The sequence below is a fragment of the Ralstonia sp. 1B3 genome (genome assembly GCF_036631435.1).
Genome location: NZ_JAPNUG010000038.1, coordinates 54,164 through 73,774 on the forward strand (window position 1 = coordinate 54,164; position 19,611 = coordinate 73,774).

Sequence of the window (19,611 nt, forward strand, 5' to 3'; positions counted from 1 at the left end):
CCATCAGGCGCGGTCGGCCGGAAGGCGTTGTGCGTTGGCTGCGGTCTTGGCGTTCGCGGGCTTGGTTTCGGCCTTGGCGGCGGGTGCAGCGGATGTGTCGGCTTTGGCTTCGGCGGGTGCGGCAGGGGCGTCCGGCTGTGCACCCGGCAACACCACGCGCTTGGTGACGAGGCTATCCATGGTCACCGTGTTGGGTGCCACGGCGTCGCCCGGGCGCACGCGCTGGATGCCGTTCACGACGATGCGCTCACCGGCCTTCAGGCCCGACTTGACCACGCGCAGGCCGTCGATGGAGGCGCCAAGCACCACCGGGCGATAGCTCGTCTTGTTGGCCGCATCCACCACCAGGACGAATTTCTTATCCTGGTCCGTGCCGATGGCCTTGTCGGTGATGAGAATGGCGTCGTGCGGCGCGCCGGTGCTCATGCGCACGCGGGCGTACAGGCCCGGCGTGAGGCGGCCGTCGGCGTTGTCGAGCGTGGCGCGCACGCGGATGGTGCCCGAGCGCACGTCCAGCCGGTTGTCGACGGACTGGATCACGCCTTCGCGCGTGTAGCCGTCTTCATTGGCCAGCCCGATGTAGACCGGCGTCTTGGCGCCCTGGGCGGCCTTTTCGGAGTAACGCAGGTAGCTCTGTTCATCCGCATCGAACGCCACGTACATCGGCGAGACCGACACCAGCGTGGTCAGCACCGGCGCAGCGCCACCGGCAGAGACGACGTTGCCGACGGTGATTTCCGCGCGCGACACGCGGCCCGAGACCGGCGCCACGATGTGCGTGTACTCCAGGTTCAGCTTGGCGGCTTCCAGCGCGGCGGCGGCGCCTTGCAGGTTGGCTTGGGCCTCGCGTGCGGCGTTTTCCTTCTCTTCGAACTCGCGGCGTGCGATGGCGTTGTCGGCCACCAGCTTCTGCGCACGGTCCAGCTCCGACGTGGTGTAGGCCACGCGCGATTTGGCGGCTGTCAGCGCGGCTTGTGTGCGGGCCACTTCAGCCGCGTAGGGGCGCGGGTCGATGGTGAATAGCGCGTCGCCCTTCTTGACGATGCTGCCGTCCTTGAAGTGAACGGCGGTGACGGTGCCGCTCACCAGCGGGCGGACTTCAACGCGTTGAACGGCTTCGATGCGGCCGGAAAACTCATCCCATTCGGAAACGTTCTTGGCCAGCACCGGCGCCACATCCACCGGCGTGGCGGCAGGCGCGGCGGCCGGCTGCTGCGAAGCGCCGGCACTGGAGACCAGACCGTAGGTGCCCACAGCTGCAACGCCGAGCACGGCGGCAACCGAAATGGCGAGTGTGCGTTTGGACAGGCTCATGATGACTCTCTCGATTTTGTTGGGTAGGCAAAGAGAAAAAGACTGGATAAAAGCGCGTTGGCCGCAGCGTAGAAATACGCGGGCGGCCTCGCACTCCGTTTCTTGTTGTATGGGTTCAGCCAGGCGTCTCCCCGGTCGGGTCTATGGAGGTGCGGTCCTTCCGGTCCGCACGTGGGCGGCGTTTGCGGGGGGCTGCTGCCTGCCGCGTCATGCCGAGGTGCCAGCGCAGGAAGCACGTCATCTCGTCTTGCGCCACGGCGCTCATGGCAATCGAGTCATGGCAGGCTTCGTTCACGCGCACGACCTGCGTGGCCACGCCCGCTTCAATGAGACATGCGGCATAGCGCTCGGCTTCGGTGCGCAGCAGGTCTTGGGGCGCGGTGAGCAGCAGGGCGGGGGGCAGGCCCTGCAGGCGGCGCGATTCCACCGGGGCGGCATAGGGGTGCACGCGCTCGGTCGGGCGGGGCAGGTACTGGCGATAGCAGTCGGCGCAGACTTCGGCCGAGTTGTCGGCGTCGGCCAGGTGGTCGGGGCGCATGCGGGCCATGGTCGGATCGAGCATCGGCGCGATCAGGACTTGCGCACGCAGGTTCGGGCCGCCACGGTCGCGCGCAATCATCGTCAGTGCGGCAGACAGGTTGCCGCCGGCGTCATGCCCGGCCACCGCGATGCGGCGGCGGTCAATACCCCATGCGTCGGCATGGTCGGCCATGCAGCACAGCGCGGCGTACACATCTTCGGGTGCGGCCGGAAAGGGCGCGGCCGGCGCCAGCGAATAGCCGACCGTGACCACCACCGCCGGCAATGTGGCGGCCAGGTGGCGCGCCGGCGCGTCAGCATCGTCGATCGAGCCGCGTACGAAGCCACCGCCATGCAGGTACAGCACACCGGGGCGGCGCAACGGTGCGGCGGCATCGTCGGCGTGCATTTCAGGGCGGAACACGCGCAGGCGGATGCGGCTGGCGTAGCCCTGGGTCCAATAATCTTCGGCCGTGACCGCGCGGGGCAGCGGCACGGCGCGGGCCGTTTCCTCGCACGCAGAAGCTTGCTCAGGCAGCGTCGATGCTGCGCCGCGCAAATTGTTATTCAGTGCAACATTTTTGGGGGCGGGCGTTGCGTACGGTCGCGCTGGACGAACAGCGGCCGATGCCGCATCGCTGGTCAGCGAGCGATCCGAAACAACGAGGCGCGGTGGAGAAGAACCCATGATGTCAGGCGGGGCTTACCTTTGCGGATAACCCGGATATCGATGGGCTGAATGATGGTGATTAGACGAACGCGGATAAATGCCTATAATCAGACATCACTATTAGTTGCAGCCGAACAATCAAAATTTACGGTTGTGCTACAAAGTGTCCTAGCTCAAGGCCGATCTTGTTGCACTGCGAAAATCCGTAGTCGCCGCCTTCCTGATCGCGCCCCATGCTCAGAATGCGTGGGTGTTCTCGAGCATGAGCAGACCCCTTGATTCCACAGGTCCGGCGCATTGCCCGTTTTGATCGGGCAGTGCGCCCGCCCCGTGGAGTCCGTCCCTAAGGAGCCGCAGATGGATCGCTTGCAGGCCATGCAGGTTTTCACGCGTGTCGTGGAAGCTAGCAGCTTCACGAAGGCTGCCGACAGCCTTCAGTTACCCCGCGCCACGGTGACGAACCTGGTGCAAAGCCTTGAGGCGCATCTCGGCGTGCGCCTGCTGCACCGGACCACGCGCCGTGTGAATGTCACGGCCGACGGCGCTGCGTATTACGAGCGCTGCGTGCGTCTGCTGGGCGATCTGGAAGAAACCGAGGCTGCCTTCTCCCAGAGCGCGTCGGGCGCGCGCGGCACGTTGCGCATCGATGTTCCAGCGTCGATTGGCAAACGGTTGCTCGTGCCGCGCATTCGCGATTTTCATGCGGCGTACCCCGATCTTCAGCTGGAGATCGGCATGAGCGATCGCACCGTCGACCTTGTGCAGGAGGGCGTGGATTGCGCCGTGCGCGGTGGCGAGTTGCAGGATTCCAGCCTGGTTGCGCGCCGCATCGGCCAGCTGTCGATGGTCAATTGCGCGTCGCCGGAATACCTGGCCCGCTGCGGCACGCCCAAGACGCTGGAAGACCTGCAGGACCACACGGCGGTGAATTACTTCTCTGCGCGCAACGGCCGCCGCATGGACTGGGATTTCGTGATCGACGGGCAGAAGCAGATCCACAAGGTGCGCAGCATGGTGTCGGTCAACGATGCCGAATCGGCGGTGGCGTGCGCGCTGCATGGCCTGGGGCTGCTGCAGACCTCGCGCTTCCTGGTGTACGAGCACCTCGTGTCGGGCGCGCTGGTGGAGGTGCTGCCGGACTATATCTCCGAGCCGTTGCCCATCTCGGTGGTGTATCCGCACAACCGGCACCTGTCGCCCAAGGTGCGGGTGTTCGTGGACTGGGTGGCGACGCTGTTTTCCGACCACCCGTGCCTGCAGCTCAAGGAAAATCCGCGGCTGCAGATTGTTAGCGCCGCCTGAACAGTTATTTCTGCAAAGTCGCATTTATCAGACGGGAGCAACGATCTATTCTGCCTTCCAAGCGCAACAACGAGCGCAAACAAGGAACAGATCATGAACTCCCGTCTCTTCTCCGCCTTCTCCCGCCGCGCTGTCCTGGCCATGGTGGCCACCGTGTCGGCTTCCGCTGCGTTGCTGTCGCAGCCTGCAACGGCTTCCATCCAGCCCAACTTCGATGCGCCGGCCGCAACGCAGGCTGGCCGCTTCGACCCGTACACGCAGGGCGCCGACCGCCAGGCCGATACCTACGGTTATCTGTCGTGGAAGAACGATCGCTTTGAACCGTACAGCCAAGGTGCAGATCGCCAGGCCGATACGTATGGCTACCTGTCGTGGAATGGCGATGCGAGCTATCCGAACGGCGGCGCTGCATCGCGCGCATAAACCGCGCAGCGACTGAATTTCTCCTCCTCCCTGTTTGCGGCGTGACTTCACCGGTCACGCCGCATTTTTATTGTTCAGGCGTCCGGCAAAACCCTTGTGGCGCCAACGTGCCAAGGCACCCATGTTGGGTTGGGAGTATCGTGGCAGGCATGCAGACCGTCGTCCTCACGTTCGATTCCAACCTGACGCCGCTTCTTCCGCTGGCATTGCGCGGGCAGCCCGTGGCGCGCGCGTGGGCAGAGGGCGCCACGCTCAAGCACGCCATCGAGGCGCTTGGCGTGCCGCATACCGAGGTGGGGCAAGTCCTGGTGGATGGCAGGCCCATTGCGCTGGAGGCCATGCTGCCGGCCAGGGGCCACGTTGCCGTTTCAGCCGTGCAGCCTGTGTTGCCCGACGCGCCGCTGCACTTTCTGTGCGACGCGCACCTGGGTGCCACGGCGCGCCTGCTGCGCATGGCGGGCTTCGATACCGCCTACGACAACAACTACGCCGACGCGGCCATCGAAGCGCTCGCATACGAGGAAGACTGGATCGTGCTGTCGCGTGATCGCGAGCTTCTCAAGCGACGTGGCATCCGCCGTGGCGCGTTCATTCGTGCGCGCGAGCCGCAGGCGCAGATGCGCGAGATCGTCACGCGCCTGCGGCTGGCCGATGTGGCCAGGCCGTTCTCACGCTGTCTCGAATGCAATGTGCCGCTGCGCATGCTGAGCGCGGAAGAGGCGTCCGCCAGCGTGCCGCCCCGCGTGCGCGAGCGCCAGCGGCTCTTCAGCACATGCGACGTCTGCCGGCGGATCTATTGGCCCGGTTCGCACTGGGCGCGCATGAATGCCGTGCTGACCGACATGCTGTGGCCCGAGGCCGACGCATCCCCCGATGCAGCGGAGGCCACCGAGCGGATGCCGCGCACGGGGAGCGCCGGCGCCTGACTTATTGCGACGGCGCGTTGCGCAGATCGGCCACGAACCGCTCGCGCCAGATGGTGAGATTGGCCGCGCGCAGCCAGTCCATCATGTGGGCATAGCGCGCCTTGCGTTCTTCCAGCGGCATCGTCAATGCGCGGTTCAGCGCTTCGGCCATGCCGCGCGTGTCATATGGGTTGACGATGAGCGCGGCATCCAGCTCGCGCGCCGCGCCGGCAAAGCGCGACAGCACCAGCACGCCCGGGTCTTCGGGGTCTTGCGCGGCCACGTATTCCTTGGCGACGAGGTTCATGCCGTCACGCAGGGGCGTGACATAACCGATCTGCGCGCTGCGGAAGAGCGCCATCAACACGCGCCGTTCGTACTGCTTGTTGATGTAGCGGATGGGCGTCCAGTCCAGCTCCGAGTGCTTGCCGTTGATGCGGCCCGACTCCGCTTCGAGCCGTTGCCGGATTTGCTGATAGCTCTGCACGTCCTGGCGCGACGTGGGCGCGATCTGGATGAAGGTCACGTGCCGGCGATGGTCTGGGAAATCGTCCAGCAATTGCTCGAATGCGCGGAAGCGTTCGGGCAGGCCCTTCGAATAATCGAGCCGGTCCACGCTCATGATGAGTTTCGTGGGCGGCTGGCCTTGGCCTTGCCCCTGGGGCGCGATGCGCTCGCCGCGCACACTCGCATGCCGCATGAACGGATTGCGGCGCGCCAGCGACGCCTTCGCCTGCTGGGCGATCTCGTCCGGATGCACGCCAATCGGGTAGACCTCGGCGCGCAGCGTGTGGCCATAGGCGTGCACGGGGCCGTTCTGTTCCTTCTGTTCGATGTAGCCGCGGGCTTCGCGCTCGATGTAGTCGTAGAAGGCGACGCGATCGGTCTCGGTCTGGAAGCCGACCAGGTCGTACGCACACAGCGCGCGCATGAGGTCTTCATGCGGCGGAATCGTCGTCAGGATTTCGGGCGACGGAAACGGAATGTGCAGGAAGAACCCGATGCGGTTGGTCAGCCCCAGCGCGCGGCACTCTGCGGCAAACGGGATCAGGTGATAGTCGTGTACCCAGAGAATGTCGTCGGGCTGCACCAGCGCCTTGAGCTGATGCGCGAACTGCGCGTTGACGCGCCGGTAGCCGTGGTACTCCTGGCGCTCGTAGCGCGACAGATCCACGCGGTAATGGAAGATTGGCCACAGCGTCGCGTTGGCAAAGCCCCGGTAGTACTGGTCGTAGTCTTTGCGGTTCAGGCCGACGGTGGCATAGGTAATGTTGCCCTTGGTGACGATGTTCGGTTCGTGCGAAACGGTCGTCGCGGTTTCGCCGCTCCAGCCAAACCAGATGCCGCCGGTTTCGCGCAGCGCATCGAACACGCCGACGGCCAGGCCGCCAGCCGTTCCCTGGCCTTCGGCAACGGGCGCAACGCGGTTGGAAACCACAATGAGTCGGCTCATGCGGCACCTCGCTTGGCCGGGGCCGTGAGCGTTGCCAGCCAGGCCCGCAATGCCGCCGCGTCCTGCACGCGCCAACGCGCCTGGCTCGGGCCTGCGCCCACTTTGATCGACCAGCCATCCAGCGCGTTGACGGCATCGAAGGCGCTTTCATCGGTCAGGTCGTCGCCGGCAAACAGCACCGTGCGGCCCATGAACGGCGGCTCGGTCATCAGCGTGTGCACCACGTCGCCCTTGCTGGCGCCGCGCGGCTTGAGTTCGACGACCATCTTGCCGGCCTGCAGGCGCACGTGATCGGCATAGCGGTGCGCCAGCCGATCAGCCAGCGTCAGCACAGCGTTCTCGGCTTCGGGCGCGTGGCGGTAGTGCAGGGCAAATGCAATGCCTTTGCTCTCCAGCACCACGCCGGAAAACTGCGTCGACAACTGCGTGAGTTCAGCGCGCAACTCGCGCTCCAGCCGGGCGAGCGCGTCGGCATCGGTGCTCAGACGGACGAAGCCGCCGTCTGCATAGCGGCGTTCGGCGCCGTGCACACCCGCGATAACGAGGCCGGGCAGCGACAGGCGTGACTCCACGTCGTGCACCGTGCGGCCGCTGATGATCGCCAATGCGCCCCCGCTGGCGGCATGCAGCGCGGCCAGCGATTCACGCAGCGGCGCGGAGACATGCACGGCATCGGGTTGCGGCGCGATATCGACCAGCGTGCCGTCAAAGTCGAGCAGGAAGGCCGTTTGCCCCAGGTCGAGCGGGGGCAGCGGCGCCGCGTTGGCAGAAGACTGAGGAGAGACGTTCTTGGACAAACCGGTTCTTGTGAATGTGCTTGATGCGCCTGTTCACGCAAGAACCGGGCCGACTGCGCCAGCCGTTGTCATTTCGGCATTCGCGGCGGGTCAGAGGGGGCTGCAGGATTGTAAAAACGGGCACGTGATGCAAAACCTTCATATCGCACGTGCCCGAGCCGTCACAGTGATGCCGCCAGCCGTGTGCCCTGGTCGATGGCGCGTTTGGCGTCCAGTTCGAGCGCCTCGTCAGCGCCGCCGATGACGTGCACCTTTGCGCCACCGGCCTGCAGCGGCTCCACCAGTTCGCGCAACGGTTCTTGCCCTGCACACAGCACGATGGAATCGACCGGCAACCATTCGGCGGCTTCGCGTTTTTCGCCGTAGCTCACCAGCAGGCCTTCGTCGCCGATGCGCTCGTAGTTCACGCCGCCCACCATGCGCACGCCCAGGTTCTTCAGGCTTGTGCGATGGATCCAGCCGGTGGTCTTGCCCAGGCCACCGCCGAGTTTGCCGGCGCGCCGCTGCAGCAGGATGATGTCGCGCGCGGGTGTTTGCGGTTCGGGGCGGATGCCATCCACGCCGCCGCGCACTTCGGTCGGGTCTCCAACGCCCCATTCAGCGCGCCACGTCTGCAGATCGAGCGTAGGCGAATGGCCGTCGAGCGCGAGGAATTCCGCCACGTCGAAGCCGATGCCGCCCGCACCGACAATCGCCACGCGCTTGCCGACCGGCTTACGGCGACGCAGCACATCGATGTACGACAGCACGCTCGGATGGTCCTGCCCAGGGATCTTCGGGTTGCGCGGTGACACGCCCGTCGCGATGATGATCTCGTCGTATTTGGCGGCGAGCAGTTGCTGTGCATCCACGCGCGCACCGAGGCGCAGCGTCACCCCCGTGGCTTCGACGCGGCGCGTGAAGTAGCGCAGCATCTCGTGAAATTCTTCCTTGCCTGGGATCGTCTTGGCCATGTTCAGCTGGCCGCCGAGTTCCGGTGCTGCGTCGAACAGGTCCACGGCGTGCCCACGCTCGGCCAGCGTAATGGCAGCGGACAGCCCCGCAGGCCCGGCACCCACCACCGCAAAGCGGCGCTTGGCGGGCGTCGGGCGGATGACGAGTTCGGTCTCGTGACACGCGCGTGGGTTGACGAGGCAACTCGCAATCTTGGCCTTGAACGCGTGGTCCAGGCACGCCTGGTTGCAGGCGATGCAGGTGTTGATGTCCTGCGCGCGATTCGTGGCGGCCTTGCGTACGAAGTCGGCATCGGCCAGCAGCGGCCGCGCCATCGACACCATGTCGGCGCACCCGTTGGCCAGCACGGCCTCTGCCACCTCCGGCGTGTTGATGCGGTTGGACGTCACGAGCGGAATGCCGACCTCGCCCTTCATCTTCTTCGTCACCCACGCAAACGCTGCGCGCGGCACGCTTGTCGCAATGGTCGGGATGCGCGCCTCGTGCCAGCCGATGCCCGTGTTGATGATGGTGGCCCCCGCGCGCTCCACGGCCTTGGCGAGCTGCACGACTTCTTCCCAAGAGCTGCCGTCCGGGATCAGGTCGATCATCGACAGGCGATAAATGATGATGAAATCCTTGCCGACCGCCTCGCGCGTGCGCTGGACGATCTCCACGGGCAGGCGCATGCGGTTGGCATAGCTGCCGCCCCAGTCGTCGGTGCGCTTGTTGGTATGCGTGACGAGAAACTGGTTGATGAAGTAGCCCTCGGAACCCATGATCTCGACGCCGTCGTAGCCGGCTTCGCGGGCCAGTTGCGCGCACCGCACGAAGGCGCGGATCTGGCGTTCGATACCGCGTGCGGACAACTCGCGCGGCGTGAACGGGCTGATGGGCGAGCGCAACGCCGTGGGCGCCACCGCAAGCGGGTGATAGCCGTAGCGGCCGGTATGCAGGATCTGCAGGGCGATCTTGCCGCCTTCCTCATGCACGGCGTTGGTGACCGTGCGGTGGCGGCGCGCTGCGCCATGGGTGGCCAGGCGCCCGGCAAAAGGCTTGGTCCAGCCGGCAATGTTGGGCGCGAATCCGCCGGTGACCATCAACCCGACATCGCCGCGTGCGCGGTCGGCAAAGTAGGCGGCCAGCCGGTCGAAGTGGTTGCCGTCTTCCAGCCCGGTGTGCATCGACCCCATCAGCACGCGGTTCTTGAGCGTGGTGAAGCCGAGGTCGAGCGGGCTGAGCAGATTGGGGTAAGGCGAGGAGGGCGTGGAGGCGGGCATGTCCGGCGCAGGGGAGGCGCTGCGATGATGTGGAAACGCGCCGGACGGTAGCACCCAAGCGCCCGTTGGAACAACAGGGCGGGGCTCTAGATGTGTGGACTGCGCGTCAGGATTTTCCCGACTTTTTCGCGTCGTCTTCTGCGGGCTTGCCCAGCAGCGCTTTCAGCAGTTTGTTCTGCGGAATCGCCTTGCCGGAGCCCTGGCCGGGCTTGCCGGTGCGCTGGCTGTCGCGCTTGAGGTTGTTGGCGATCTTCAGGCCCTTGAGTTTTTCGAGGTCGGTTTTCTTCACGATGGGGTCCGCAATGGGATACAGGAGCTGCGTGTTACGCTCGGCAGGATACGCGAAATTGCCAGACTCCCGGTCCGCCCACGCTCGTTTTTCAGCATTTCCGCTACCGCATTGACCGCATTCACGCCGCCCGCCACGCCCGTTCCGGATCTGTTTCAGCCCAGCCTGCAAGACTGGGCCGAGCGGCCCGCGCAAGCCTTCGAACATTGGCTGGCCGCGCGCGGCTATCGTGAATCATCGGCGACGGTGTATCGCGCGATGTGGCGCAAATGGCTGCGCTGGGCCGAATCGCACCAGCGCGCATTGTCCGACTGGAGCGCGGGCGACATCGCCGCTTTTCTCGACGAGTCGGGCCTGACCAAGCTGCATCGCTACCGCTACGCGCGTTTGATCGAGCGCGTCTTCCATCAGATCGAGCAACAACGCACGGGCACGCACAACCCGGCAAGCTCCGCTGTCCAGCAGAAGCTGGCCGAGGGCGAGAACGATCCGACCACGTTCCTGTCAGCCGCCGAGCGTGCGGCGATCGAGGCCTCACTGCAAGTGGGCGCGCAGGCCAGCGAGGCCGCCGCCAACGCCAGCGCCTTCAAGCTGGCGCGCGACCGGGCGCTCGTCGCGGTCTGCCATGGCGCGGGGCTGAAGGTCGCGCAGGTGCAAGCGCTGCTGCTCCGCCAAGTGGATGAGGCGCTGGGGGCGATCACCGTCGAGCGCCCGCGCGGCCCGGCGTACAAGGCGCCCATGCTTGAAGCTGCGCGTCCGGCGCTGGCTGCCTGGCTGGCGGTGCGCGCACACGCCGAGGTGCCGGGGGAGCGCGTATTCGTTGCCGATGCGGGCGGGCGCGTCATGCATGCGGCGTCGGTCTACCGGCGCGTGGAGGCCTGGCTGGCCGCGCTGCCGGCGTTGCTGCACCGCAGCGAGCGGCTTTCGCCGCAGACGCTGCGTAACGGCTACACGGCCGCGCTGTTCGACGCAGGCGCAAACCCTGCTGAGGTTGGATACGCACTGGGCCTGCGCGATGCGACTTCGGCATGGCGTCTGCGCGCGGCCTATGCTGAGTGGCAGGCCGCCGCCCATCCCGACGGTCCGCCGTAGGCCGTTTTGTGGGCGGTTGGGCTCCAAACAGCCCGCGAACCGGTGGCAGCCTTTGCTATGATCGCGCTGTTTTGCGCGCTGCCGAGCAGGTTGACGCAGCGTAGAACGACGATGCCGGGCTCAAACCGGCGCGCTAGCTCTCTCCTTCCTCGATACCTCGCACCCCCATGACAGAAACGATTCTGCTGACCGGCGCCACCGGCTACATCGCCTCGCACACCTGGGTTGAACTGCTGGATGCGGGTTACCAGGTGATCGGTCTCGACAACTTCTGCAACAGCAGCTCGACCGTGCTGTCGCGCATCGAGCAGATCACCGCCAAGACGCCGAAGTTCGTGCAAGGCGACGTACGTGACCGCCGCCTGCTCGACGACCTGTTTGCCAGCTCGCGCATCTCTGCGGTCATCCACTTCGCGGCGCTCAAGTCGGTCGGCGAATCGGTCCAGAAGCCGCTGGCCTACTACGACAACAACATGGGCGGGCTGGTGACGCTGTGCGCGGCCATGGCGCATGCGAATGTGCGCCAGCTGGTGTTCAGCTCCTCGGCAACGGTGTATGGCAACCCGCATACCGTGCCGATTACCGAATCGTTTCCGCTCTCGGCCACCAACCCGTACGGCCAGACCAAGGTGATGGGCGAGCAGGTGCTGCGCGATCTGGAGATTTCCAATGCGGCCTGGCAAATCGCCTATCTGCGTTATTTCAATCCGGTGGGCGCGCACCACAGCGGCTTGATCGGCGAGGACCCGCGCGGCATTCCCAACAACCTGATGCCGTATGTGGCGCAGGTGGCGGTGGGCAAGCGCGAGAAGCTTTCGATTTACGGTGGCGACTGGCCGACGCCCGACGGTACTGGTGTGCGCGACTACATCCACGTGGTGGATCTGGCGCGCGGGCACTTGTCGGCGCTCGACACGCTGCGCCGTGACAACCGCGGCTTTACCGTCAACCTCGGCACGGGCCGCGGGTATTCAGTGCTGGAAGTCGTGGAGGCCTACAAGCGCGCCAGCGGCAAGCCGGTGCCCTATCAGATCGTGGACCGCCGCCCTGGCGACATTGCAGCGTGCTATGCCGATCCGGCTCTGGCGGCGTCGCTGCTCGGGTGGCGCGCGCAATACGGCATCGAGCGCATGTGTGAAGACTCGTGGCGTTGGCAGAGCATGAATCCGGACGGCTTCCAAAGCCGTGGCTGAACCATTGAAGGCTTCGAATCCGCAGGAGATGCCCCGTCGTGGATGAGGCGTTGATCGTTCACCTGGTCAATACGCTGGCGCACGCGTTGTTGCCTGCGCTGCTGCCTTTTGTCGTGGCCTGCGGCGCGGCAGTTTGCTGCTGCGCCTGCTCGATGACTTGCGCAGCGCTACCGCGTCGCGCACCCGCGTGCCGCTGGTCATGACAGCGCTGTTTGCCGCGATCGGGCTGTGGGCCGTGCCGCTGCTGCCGCTGCTTGCACGCTGGCCGCTGCACGAGACACCGCTGTGCTCGTGATGACGCTGGCTTCGTTCTGCTGGAGCCTGGCTGTTGCCGCGCTGTGGTGCGTGCTCGGCGGGCGGGCGGGCCTCATGCGCGCCATGTTGCTCGGCGTGTTGCTGAGCGTGAGCGGCCCGGTGGCGGTGTTGCTGTTGGCGGGTGTAACGAGCTTCAGCGCCACTGCGTGGGAAGACGCTGGGCTGCTCGGCATCGTGATTGTTTTGTCGGCGGTGGCGTGCGCGGCGGCGCTGCAGCTGGCACTCTCGGCGCGGTCAGGCGCGACCGGTGTGGCGGTGCGCCGCCCGGGCGTGAGCCTGTTTGTGAGCGTGCTGTTCGGCACGGCGCTGACGGCGGATGCGGTGTACACGGCGTCGCTCGCGGGTTCGTTTTCGACGCTCTCCGCCGTGCCCGCCAATGCGCCGGCGGGGCTGGGGCTGCTGCTCGTGATGGGGGCGGTTGCCACGGTGCTCGCTGCTCTGCTGCTGGGCTATCGGGATCGCGCCACGGGCGACACCGCGGCTGCCGTCGCCGCGCGCGAAATCCGGCTGCGCAAGGAAACCGTACAGGCGCTCAACGATCTGGAGCAGAGCTACCGCCGCCGCGAAGCCGAACTCGTTGCCCGCCACCAATTGTTGCTCGACGGTGCAGATGTCGGCCTGTGGGAGTTCGATCTGGTCACGCGCGCGGCGCAGTTTTCCACGCGCTTTGCGGCCATGCTTGGCTACACGCTCAAGGAAATCGGCCCGAGCACCAGCGAATATCTCCGACTGGTGCATCCGGATGATCTGCCCATGGTGCTCAATCGCATCCAGGCACATGTTGACGGCAACACGCCGGCGTACGTGGCGGAATTCCGCATGCGGCACAAGGATGGCGGCTATCGCCAGATGGCCGCGCACGGCGTTGCGGTGCGAGACGCCGGTGGCCATGCGGTTCGCATGGCGGGCTCGCATATTGAGGTGGTCCAAAAGGCAGCCCTGGCAGAAATTGCCGTGGCAGCCGCTTCGACCGTTGCCGAAGCACCCGAAACGCTGCGTCGCCATGGCTTGTGGGAATCGTGGTCGCCGATCGATTCTTCTGCTGTAGAGGCGGTCCCCGCTCAACCCGCACCGACAGCCGCTCCTGCGTCAGCCGGCAGCGGCGCGCTTCAAGCATCAACCCCAACGCGTTGCGTTGAAGTCTCTTTTTCCCGCCTTTTACATTCGGCAGCGTCTTCCTGGGTACATGCCCTACTCAAGTTTTCCCTGCGCGCGTTCGATAGCTCAAGCAGAGCGCGTGTAATCGCGCCAGGGGAGCGCCGCGATGCATCTGTGCCTTGCGGACAAAAGAAAACGCTTGGAGGGAAGGAAGATGAATCGACTCACGCTTCGTCAGAAGCTGTGGCTGCCGCTCGTCCTGAGTTGGCTGTGCCTGCTTGTCATCACATTGTGGAGTGCATGGGGCGCGCGCACCGTGCGAATGGAAGAGCGGCAACGCGATCTCCAGAACGTCAGCGCAACGGCGTTCAGCGTCATCAAGGAATACGCCCAGCTGGCGCAGGACGGCAAGATGACGGTGGACGAGGCCAAGGCCCAGGCCATCGCGCGCCTCAAAGACATGCGCTATGGCACCGACGGTTATTTCTCGCTGTCGAGAACCGACACCGTATCGGTCATGCACCCGATCAAGCCCGAGATGGTCGGCAAGAACATGTCCGCCGCAACGGATCCGGAAGGCAAACACCTGTTCGTGGACATCGCGCAAACGGCCAAGGCGGGCGGCGGGTTCGTGCGCTATCTCTGGCCCAAGCCCGGCAGCGACAAGGCTGAGCCCAAGCTGACCTACGTCTCGTACTACCAGCCTTGGGACTGGTCGATGACGACGGGGCTGTATATCGATGATGTGGATGCAGCGTTCCGCACATCCCTGATCCAATCGCTGAGCCTGCTGTTTGGTATTGGCTTGGTGATGACGGTGGTTGTGGTGGCCGTGACGCGCGGCTTGCAACGCCAGTTGGGCGGTGAACCGGCTTACGCGGCGGACATCGCCGCGCGCATCGCCAGCGGCGATCTGGCGTTGCAGGTGCACACGCGCCCGGGGGATCGGGACAGCATGCTGTTCGCCATGTCGCAGATGCAGCAGCAGCTGACCGGCACGATTAGCGACATCAAGAACTCGGCCGATTCCATCGCCAGCGCCACCAAGCAGATTGCCGCCGGCAATGCCGACCTCTCGCAGCGTACGGAGCAGCAGGCTTCGTCGCTGGAAGAAACGGCGTCGAGCATGGAAGAACTGACCAGCATCGTGAAGCAGAACGCCGACAACGCCCGTCAGGCAAGCACGCTCGCCGTCAACGCGTCGGATATTGCGGTCAAGGGCGGGGAGGTGGTCGGCCGGGTGGTCGAGACCATGTCCGGCATCAACGAGAGCAGCAAAAAGATTGCCGACATCATCGGTGTGATCGAAGGTATCGCTTTCCAAACCAACATCCTGGCGCTGAATGCAGCCGTGGAGGCGGCGCGCGCGGGTGAGCAGGGCCGCGGTTTTGCCGTCGTTGCCGGAGAGGTGCGCAGCCTGGCGCAGCGCTCTGCGAGCGCGGCCAAGGAGATCAAGGAGTTGATCGGCGATTCGGTGGGCCGTGTGCAGAACGGCTCGGCGCTGGTGGAAGAGGCCGGTGTGGTGATCCAGGACGTGGTGACTGCAGTGAAGCGCGTCACGGACATCATGGGCGAGATTTCTGCGGCGTCTGAAGAGCAGAGTTCCGGTATCGAGCAGGTCAACCAGGCCGTGAACCAGATGGACGAAGTGACGCAGCAGAATGCCGCGCTCGTGGAACAGGCCGCCGCCGCTGCCCTGTCACTGGAAGAGCAGGCGCAATTGCTGCGCACGGCAGTGGGGCGCTTCCAGGTATAACTGCCCGGCTTCTGTCGCGCAGAAAGGCAAAGGCCGGCAAATCCGCCGGCCTTTCTCTTGTGTGGTTTCCGGCGCGCCTCTTTGTGCGGGCTCGGAATGCTGCGCTGAAAGCGCTGCTCAGGCGACCAGAAAATCCTCCATCTTCCGGCCCGACGACAGCTCTTTGACCAGCCAGCCCGGGCGCTTGCCGCGACCCGTCCAGGTGTTGCCGTTGTTGTCGCGGTAGCGCACGGGCACCTTGCGGCCAGCCTTCTTCGAGGCCACGGCGCCCTTGGTGCCAAAACCGAGGTCTTCGGCGGTCAGGCCGTATTCCACGATCTTGTGCTTGATTTCAGCGATCACCGTCGCTTGTTCATTTGCCCGGAGTTCATCGGCTTGGCGCTGCAGTTCAGAGATCTTCTGAACGATTTCCTTGTAAGTCGGCATTATGGATTCCTCAGCTTTGCAATTGAAACGTGGGCACGCTCCCCGTAGCCCAGGGCATTATAACGACTTTGCAGGAGAGAATTGAATTTCGTTAAGACCTCATGTCAACGACGTGGATTTTCTGCCGCACTGCATTTTGCGCAAACCTGCGCGGGGCGGGGTTTGCGCGATGTGTCGAAATCGTAAACACATGAACCATTGCAAAACCATTGGCCTGTATTGCAATCGGTCCAGTGCAGCCACTACGCAATTTCTACACAATGTTTTTATGTGACTGCTTCATTGCTTCGGCAATCGCCGGCCGACGTGGCCAAATATTTCCGAATATGAAGATGAAAGGTTTATGAAAGGTCAGGCATGAATGCATCGAAATGGCGCATTTTCTGTGCCGCCTATTTGAGGCGATCGGTTCAGGCGTACTCGATTCCAAGTAACCCCTGAAAATCCTTGGCCGGCATTGGACGCGCGAGCAGATAGCCCTGCACCTGATCGCATTGCAGATTCACGAGGGCCTGCATTTGCGCTTCGGTTTCCACACCTTCCGCCACCACGGTCATGTCCAATGAGTGCGCCATGGCGCAGATGGCGCGAATGATGGCGGCTGCCTCGGGCGGGTTGTCGTCGAGCGCAGAGACGAACGCGCGATCGATCTTGATCTGCTGGGCGCGAAATCGCTGCAGATAACTGAGGCTGGAATAACCGGTGCCGAAGTCGTCGATGGCCACCTCAAAGCCGAGTGACTGGATCTGGCGGATGACCGCGATGCTCTGACCGGCATCGCGCATGGCGGCCGTCTCGGTAATCTCGAACATCAGACGATGCGCGGCAACCTGATAGCGATGCAGGATCTGCGACAGGCGCTGCACGAGATCAGGCTGCTGGAATTGTCGTGGCGAAAGGTTGACGGCAATGCGCTGCGGCGACATGCCGATGGCATCCCAATGCATGATCTGGCGGCAGACTTCTTCGACCACCCAGTCGCCCAGTTCAACGATGGTGCCGGTGCGTTCGGCCAGCGGGATGAACTCCGCCGGCGACACCGGGCCCAGCTCCGGATGGTTCCAGCGCAGCAGCGCTTCAGCGCCGGTCATGGCTTGCGTGCGCGCATCGAACTTCGGCTGGTAATACACCGAGAGTTGCCCGTTGAGGGCCGCATGAGAAAGCGCACGTTGAATCTGCAGCACGCGGTGCGCCGTGGTGTTCAGGCGCGGCTCGAAGAAGCGGTATGCGTTGCCGGTGGACTGCTTGCAATCGAACATGGCCGTGTCGGCATGTTCGAGCAGCGTGTCAGCCGTCGCGCCGTTGTGCGGATGAACGACGACGCCGATGCTGGCGGTGGCGCGCAGGCGCCGGCCTTCCACTTCCACCGATTCGCGCAGGCGGAACAACAGCTTGTCGCCGATCGTCGCTGCGGCCTCGGGCAGCGCCAGACCCTCGACGAGGATGCCGAATTCGTCGCCACCCAGGCGCGCCACGGTGTCTTCGCCGCGAATGGCCTGGCGCAGGCGCTCGGCAATGATCTGCAGCACGCGGTCGCCGGCATTGCGGCCGTATTGGTCGTTGATCTGTCCGAAGTTGTCGAGATCCAGATAGAAGAGGGCAAACGGACGCCCGCGCCGTGTAGACGACAGGATGGCCGCCTCCAGCGCTTCGCGCAGATGCAGGCGGTTCGGCAGACCGGTCAGGGTGTCGTGCAACTGCGGGCGCGGCGCCTGGTTTGCCACCCGCGCCAGCGATGCTTCCAGATGTGCCTGCGCCGAGTCGACACGGGTTTCGAGCATCATCAGCACCGCATGCAGCCCCAGTGCGATCAGCACGCCGCCGGCACTGAGCATGATGACGGGCACGATATGCGTCGTCGACTCGTCGGCCGGCCATGCCGCAGCGCTTGGCCACAGCACGAGCGATAGCACAGCAGAAGTGGCCAGCACGGCGGCGGCACGTGCACGCAGACCCACAGCGGCGCGACGCTGCGCGGGCGGCATATGAAATGCCATGCACATCGCCAGGCACACGCCTGCGCCGAGCACCGTCGTGCCGCCGCCCCAGCCAAGCAGGGCACGGCGCAGCGACAAGGCCTCGTCATGCACCCAGGGGCGCGTCAGATACAGCTCCGTCGCCAACAGCCCGATGCCAGCGCCACGGCACCCATGGCAATGCTGCGTCGCTGCGGAGCCTGTGCGCCATTGGAAGCCGATGGGTCTGGCAGCAAGATGGAAAACGCCGCCAGCGCTGCCGCCAGCGTTGTCATGAGCGTCGCCGCAATGGGCGCGGATATGGGCTCGCCGACCTGCCGATGCAGGCCGAGCTGGCCGAGCCAAAGCCCCGACCACAACCCAATGCCAAGAATGGCCGCGCAGGCGATGCGCCAGTTGCGGCGTTTTGCGATCGTCGAGCCCCCGGCAGACGTGTCGCAGCGTCCAGTGCGGCAAACGTGGTCAGCCCAGTGCTGACCCACGCAAACAGCAGCAGCGCAATATGGAAATCGTTATGCATGCGAGCGCATCCGGCGCGGCCCCCGATCTACGACCAGCGCCTAGTCTGTGTTTTGCGGCGAGGATAGCGCAAAAACCTGTCGTTTCAGGCCGCGAAAAGGTGCGTTTGTTGCGCGCTATTCACAGAATGCGTCGGGATCATTCGCCGCTACCGCTTCGCATCGAGCAAGCCTGACGGCGCGACGCCTGTCTTGAAGGATCGGCAGAAACCGGCGAAACGTGAGCCGGGTATCGCGGATGGATCGACGCCCGTGAATGGGCGTCGGAAGTGATGCGAAGGACGGAGCGGACCCGAGCGTGAACTCAGGCGTTGAGGCGGCCGCGCCGGCGCCGTCGGCGTGGCGGCACCGGCACGTTCGAGGTCGACGCTGGGCAGCAGATGCAGCAGGCGTACCAGTTCGGACTGGCGATGCGTCCCCGTCTTGCGCAGGATGTCGCGGATGTGCACGCGTACCGTGTGCAGCGAGAGGAATTCGCGCTCGGCAATTTCCTGCAGGGTTTCGCCTGCGGCCAGCCGCGCAGCGACGATACATTCCTTGTTGGTGAGCCCGAAGAGCGAAGCGAGCACGCCGGCGTCCATGACGGAGCGCGCCTCGGAATTGCCCACGAGCACCAGTGCCAGCGGCGAAGCCCAGGACGAACGCATCGCATCGGAAGGCGTGAGCGGCGTAGCAATGAACGGCACCGGACGGCCGTCGCGCGCAAGGTACATCCACGAACCGGCCGCGCCTTGTACGCCGAGCGACCCGGCGGCGTGTTCGATGAGGTTGCGCAGCGCCGCGTCGTGCGTGTGGTCTGCCGAATGCAACAGGCTGCCATCAAGCGACAAACGGTCGTCTTCCGCCGTCATCGTGCGCGCCCAGGCATTGGCGTATTTCACGCGCATGCTGCGCTCGATGACCATCACGCCAAAGTCCAGCGTATCCAGCCCGGCCATGCCAAGCGCGGCGAGTTCGTTCAGCTCGAGGTTGCGCTGCTGCATGCGGGCAGCCCGCTGCAGGTGCGGCAGCACGCGCTGCAGGCGGCTTTCGCGCTCGATGGCGCTGACCTCGGAGAGATCGTCGTCGCGCGTGCGCAGGCGCATCATGACGCGCATGTCGGGCGTATCGATCAGGGTCATCGCGGCCGACGGTGTTTCTTCGGGTTGCGCGGCGTCGGACAGTTGAAGTTCTTGGCAGAAGGTGTTGCAGTGTCCCTGTTGCGGACAGTCTTGGCACCAGCCCGACGAAACGCCATGGCGGGGCGTGTCGGTGTGCTTGTCCCAGACGAAATAGTCTGCGCTTTCGGCGCCGGCGTAGACAGAAAGCAGGGCCAGGGCGATCGGCATCTGCGCAGGCTCAGTACCGCCTCG

Annotated in this window: 17 protein-coding genes and 1 pseudogene; 8 read left to right on the plus strand and 10 right to left on the minus strand. The window is 65.0% G+C overall.

Going from position 1 to position 19,611, the window contains the following annotated elements:
• Nucleotides 1-3: 3 nt before the first annotated feature.
• Together OWR21_RS11235 and OWR21_RS11240 are read right to left on the minus strand one after the other, a co-directional pair.
• The gene (locus OWR21_RS11235; protein ID WP_147214756.1) at nucleotides 4-1,314 is read right to left on the minus strand and encodes an efflux RND transporter periplasmic adaptor subunit; all 1,311 of its coding nucleotides are present in this window, start codon (nucleotides 1,312-1,314) and stop codon (nucleotides 4-6) included.
• Nucleotides 1,315-1,429: 115 nt separating this feature from the next.
• Nucleotides 1,430-2,521, minus strand: coding sequence for an alpha/beta hydrolase (locus OWR21_RS11240; protein ID WP_332395277.1), 1,092 nt, complete (start codon nucleotides 2,519-2,521; stop codon nucleotides 1,430-1,432).
• 339 nt (nucleotides 2,522-2,860) lie between these two features.
• On the opposite strand from OWR21_RS11240, the gene OWR21_RS11245 reads away from it, so the two are divergent.
• From OWR21_RS11245 to OWR21_RS11255, 3 genes are all read left to right on the plus strand, one after another.
• Entirely contained in the window at nucleotides 2,861-3,805 is a 945-nt protein-coding gene (locus tag OWR21_RS11245; protein WP_147214758.1) for a LysR family transcriptional regulator, read from the plus strand.
• Between the two features lie 93 nt (nucleotides 3,806-3,898).
• Entirely contained in the window at nucleotides 3,899-4,228 is a 330-nt protein-coding gene (locus OWR21_RS11250) for a hypothetical protein (RefSeq protein WP_332395279.1), read from the plus strand.
• Between the two features lie 149 nt (nucleotides 4,229-4,377).
• Nucleotides 4,378-5,154: a Mut7-C RNAse domain-containing protein gene (locus tag OWR21_RS11255; RefSeq protein ID WP_332395281.1), complete on the plus strand. Its 777-nt coding sequence runs from the start codon at nucleotides 4,378-4,380 to the stop codon at nucleotides 5,152-5,154.
• 1 nt (nucleotide 5,155) lies between these two features.
• Here OWR21_RS11255 and otsA read toward each other — a convergent pair whose 3' ends face one another.
• The 4 genes from otsA to OWR21_RS11275 all read right to left on the minus strand — a co-directional run bounded on the left by otsA (nucleotide 5,156) and on the right by OWR21_RS11275 (nucleotide 9,885).
• Entirely contained in the window at nucleotides 5,156-6,586 is a 1,431-nt protein-coding gene (otsA, locus tag OWR21_RS11260) for an alpha,alpha-trehalose-phosphate synthase (UDP-forming) (protein WP_332395283.1), read from the minus strand.
• Nucleotides 6,583-7,383, minus strand: coding sequence for a trehalose-phosphatase (gene otsB / locus OWR21_RS11265; protein WP_147214761.1), 801 nt, complete (start codon nucleotides 7,381-7,383; stop codon nucleotides 6,583-6,585). The genes otsA and otsB overlap by 4 nt, the downstream gene beginning before the upstream one ends.
• Nucleotides 7,384-7,544: 161 nt before the next feature.
• Nucleotides 7,545-9,596, minus strand: coding sequence for an NADPH-dependent 2,4-dienoyl-CoA reductase (locus OWR21_RS11270; RefSeq protein ID WP_332395285.1), 2,052 nt, complete (start codon nucleotides 9,594-9,596; stop codon nucleotides 7,545-7,547).
• A 106-nt stretch (nucleotides 9,597-9,702) separates the two neighbouring features.
• Nucleotides 9,703-9,885, minus strand: coding sequence for a hypothetical protein (locus tag OWR21_RS11275; RefSeq protein WP_332395286.1), 183 nt, complete (start codon nucleotides 9,883-9,885; stop codon nucleotides 9,703-9,705).
• Nucleotides 9,886-9,996: 111 nt separating this feature from the next.
• Between OWR21_RS11275 and OWR21_RS11280 the strand changes: the two genes are divergently transcribed.
• From OWR21_RS11280 to OWR21_RS11295, 5 genes and pseudogenes are all read left to right on the plus strand, one after another.
• Nucleotides 9,997-10,977 carry a tyrosine-type recombinase/integrase gene (locus tag OWR21_RS11280; protein ID WP_332395288.1) on the plus strand — a complete coding sequence of 327 codons (981 nt, stop codon included), beginning with the start codon at nucleotides 9,997-9,999 and terminating at the stop codon, nucleotides 10,975-10,977.
• Between the two features lie 167 nt (nucleotides 10,978-11,144).
• On the plus strand, nucleotides 11,145-12,170 hold the full coding sequence (gene galE, locus OWR21_RS11285; RefSeq protein WP_147214762.1) for a UDP-glucose 4-epimerase GalE: 1,026 nt from the start codon (nucleotides 11,145-11,147) through the stop codon (nucleotides 12,168-12,170).
• Between the two features lie 133 nt (nucleotides 12,171-12,303).
• Nucleotides 12,304-12,465 carry a hypothetical protein gene (locus OWR21_RS12640; RefSeq protein WP_442968623.1) on the plus strand — a complete coding sequence of 54 codons (162 nt, stop codon included), beginning with the start codon at nucleotides 12,304-12,306 and terminating at the stop codon, nucleotides 12,463-12,465.
• 428 nt (nucleotides 12,466-12,893) lie between these two features.
• A pseudogene (locus tag OWR21_RS12645) lies at nucleotides 12,894-13,337 on the plus strand (PAS domain-containing protein); the annotation flags it as partial.
• A 460-nt stretch (nucleotides 13,338-13,797) separates the two neighbouring features.
• Nucleotides 13,798-15,339 carry a methyl-accepting chemotaxis protein gene (locus OWR21_RS11295; protein WP_147214764.1) on the plus strand — a complete coding sequence of 514 codons (1,542 nt, stop codon included), beginning with the start codon at nucleotides 13,798-13,800 and terminating at the stop codon, nucleotides 15,337-15,339.
• A 117-nt stretch (nucleotides 15,340-15,456) separates the two neighbouring features.
• On the opposite strand, the gene OWR21_RS11300 is transcribed toward OWR21_RS11295, so the two are convergent.
• The 4 genes from OWR21_RS11300 to OWR21_RS11315 all read right to left on the minus strand — a co-directional run.
• Nucleotides 15,457-15,765 (minus strand): H-NS histone family protein, encoded by a 309-nt coding sequence (locus OWR21_RS11300; RefSeq protein ID WP_147214765.1) that lies wholly within the window; start codon nucleotides 15,763-15,765, stop codon nucleotides 15,457-15,459.
• 410 nt (nucleotides 15,766-16,175) lie between these two features.
• Nucleotides 16,176-17,855: a putative bifunctional diguanylate cyclase/phosphodiesterase gene (locus OWR21_RS11305; protein ID WP_332395291.1), complete on the minus strand. Its 1,680-nt coding sequence runs from the start codon at nucleotides 17,853-17,855 to the stop codon at nucleotides 16,176-16,178.
• An 11-nt stretch (nucleotides 17,856-17,866) separates the two neighbouring features.
• Nucleotides 17,867-18,223 carry a hypothetical protein gene (locus OWR21_RS11310; protein WP_332395293.1) on the minus strand — a complete coding sequence of 119 codons (357 nt, stop codon included), beginning with the start codon at nucleotides 18,221-18,223 and terminating at the stop codon, nucleotides 17,867-17,869.
• Between the two features lie 185 nt (nucleotides 18,224-18,408).
• Nucleotides 18,409-19,611 (minus strand): helix-turn-helix transcriptional regulator (locus OWR21_RS11315; RefSeq protein WP_332395295.1); only part of this gene is annotated, 1,203 nt, incomplete at its 5' end.

Coding starts and splice junctions, on each gene's coding strand:
- OWR21_RS11235 (WP_147214756.1), bottom strand. CDS start 1,314: ATGAGCCTGTCCAAACGCACACTCGCCATTTCGGTTGCCGCCGTGCTC.
- OWR21_RS11240 (WP_332395277.1), bottom strand. CDS start 2,521: ATGGGTTCTTCTCCACCGCGCCTCGTTGTTTCGGATCGCTCGCTGACC.
- OWR21_RS11245 (WP_147214758.1), top strand. CDS start 2,861: ATGGATCGCTTGCAGGCCATGCAGGTTTTCACGCGTGTCGTGGAAGCT.
- OWR21_RS11250 (WP_332395279.1), top strand. CDS start 3,899: ATGAACTCCCGTCTCTTCTCCGCCTTCTCCCGCCGCGCTGTCCTGGCC.
- OWR21_RS11255 (WP_332395281.1), top strand. CDS start 4,378: ATGCAGACCGTCGTCCTCACGTTCGATTCCAACCTGACGCCGCTTCTT.
- otsA (WP_332395283.1), bottom strand. CDS start 6,586: ATGAGCCGACTCATTGTGGTTTCCAACCGCGTTGCGCCCGTTGCCGAA.
- OWR21_RS11270 (WP_332395285.1), bottom strand. CDS start 9,596: ATGCCCGCCTCCACGCCCTCCTCGCCTTACCCCAATCTGCTCAGCCCG.
- galE (WP_147214762.1), top strand. CDS start 11,145: ATGACAGAAACGATTCTGCTGACCGGCGCCACCGGCTACATCGCCTCG.
- OWR21_RS11295 (WP_147214764.1), top strand. CDS start 13,798: ATGAATCGACTCACGCTTCGTCAGAAGCTGTGGCTGCCGCTCGTCCTG.
- OWR21_RS11300 (WP_147214765.1), bottom strand. CDS start 15,765: ATGCCGACTTACAAGGAAATCGTTCAGAAGATCTCTGAACTGCAGCGC.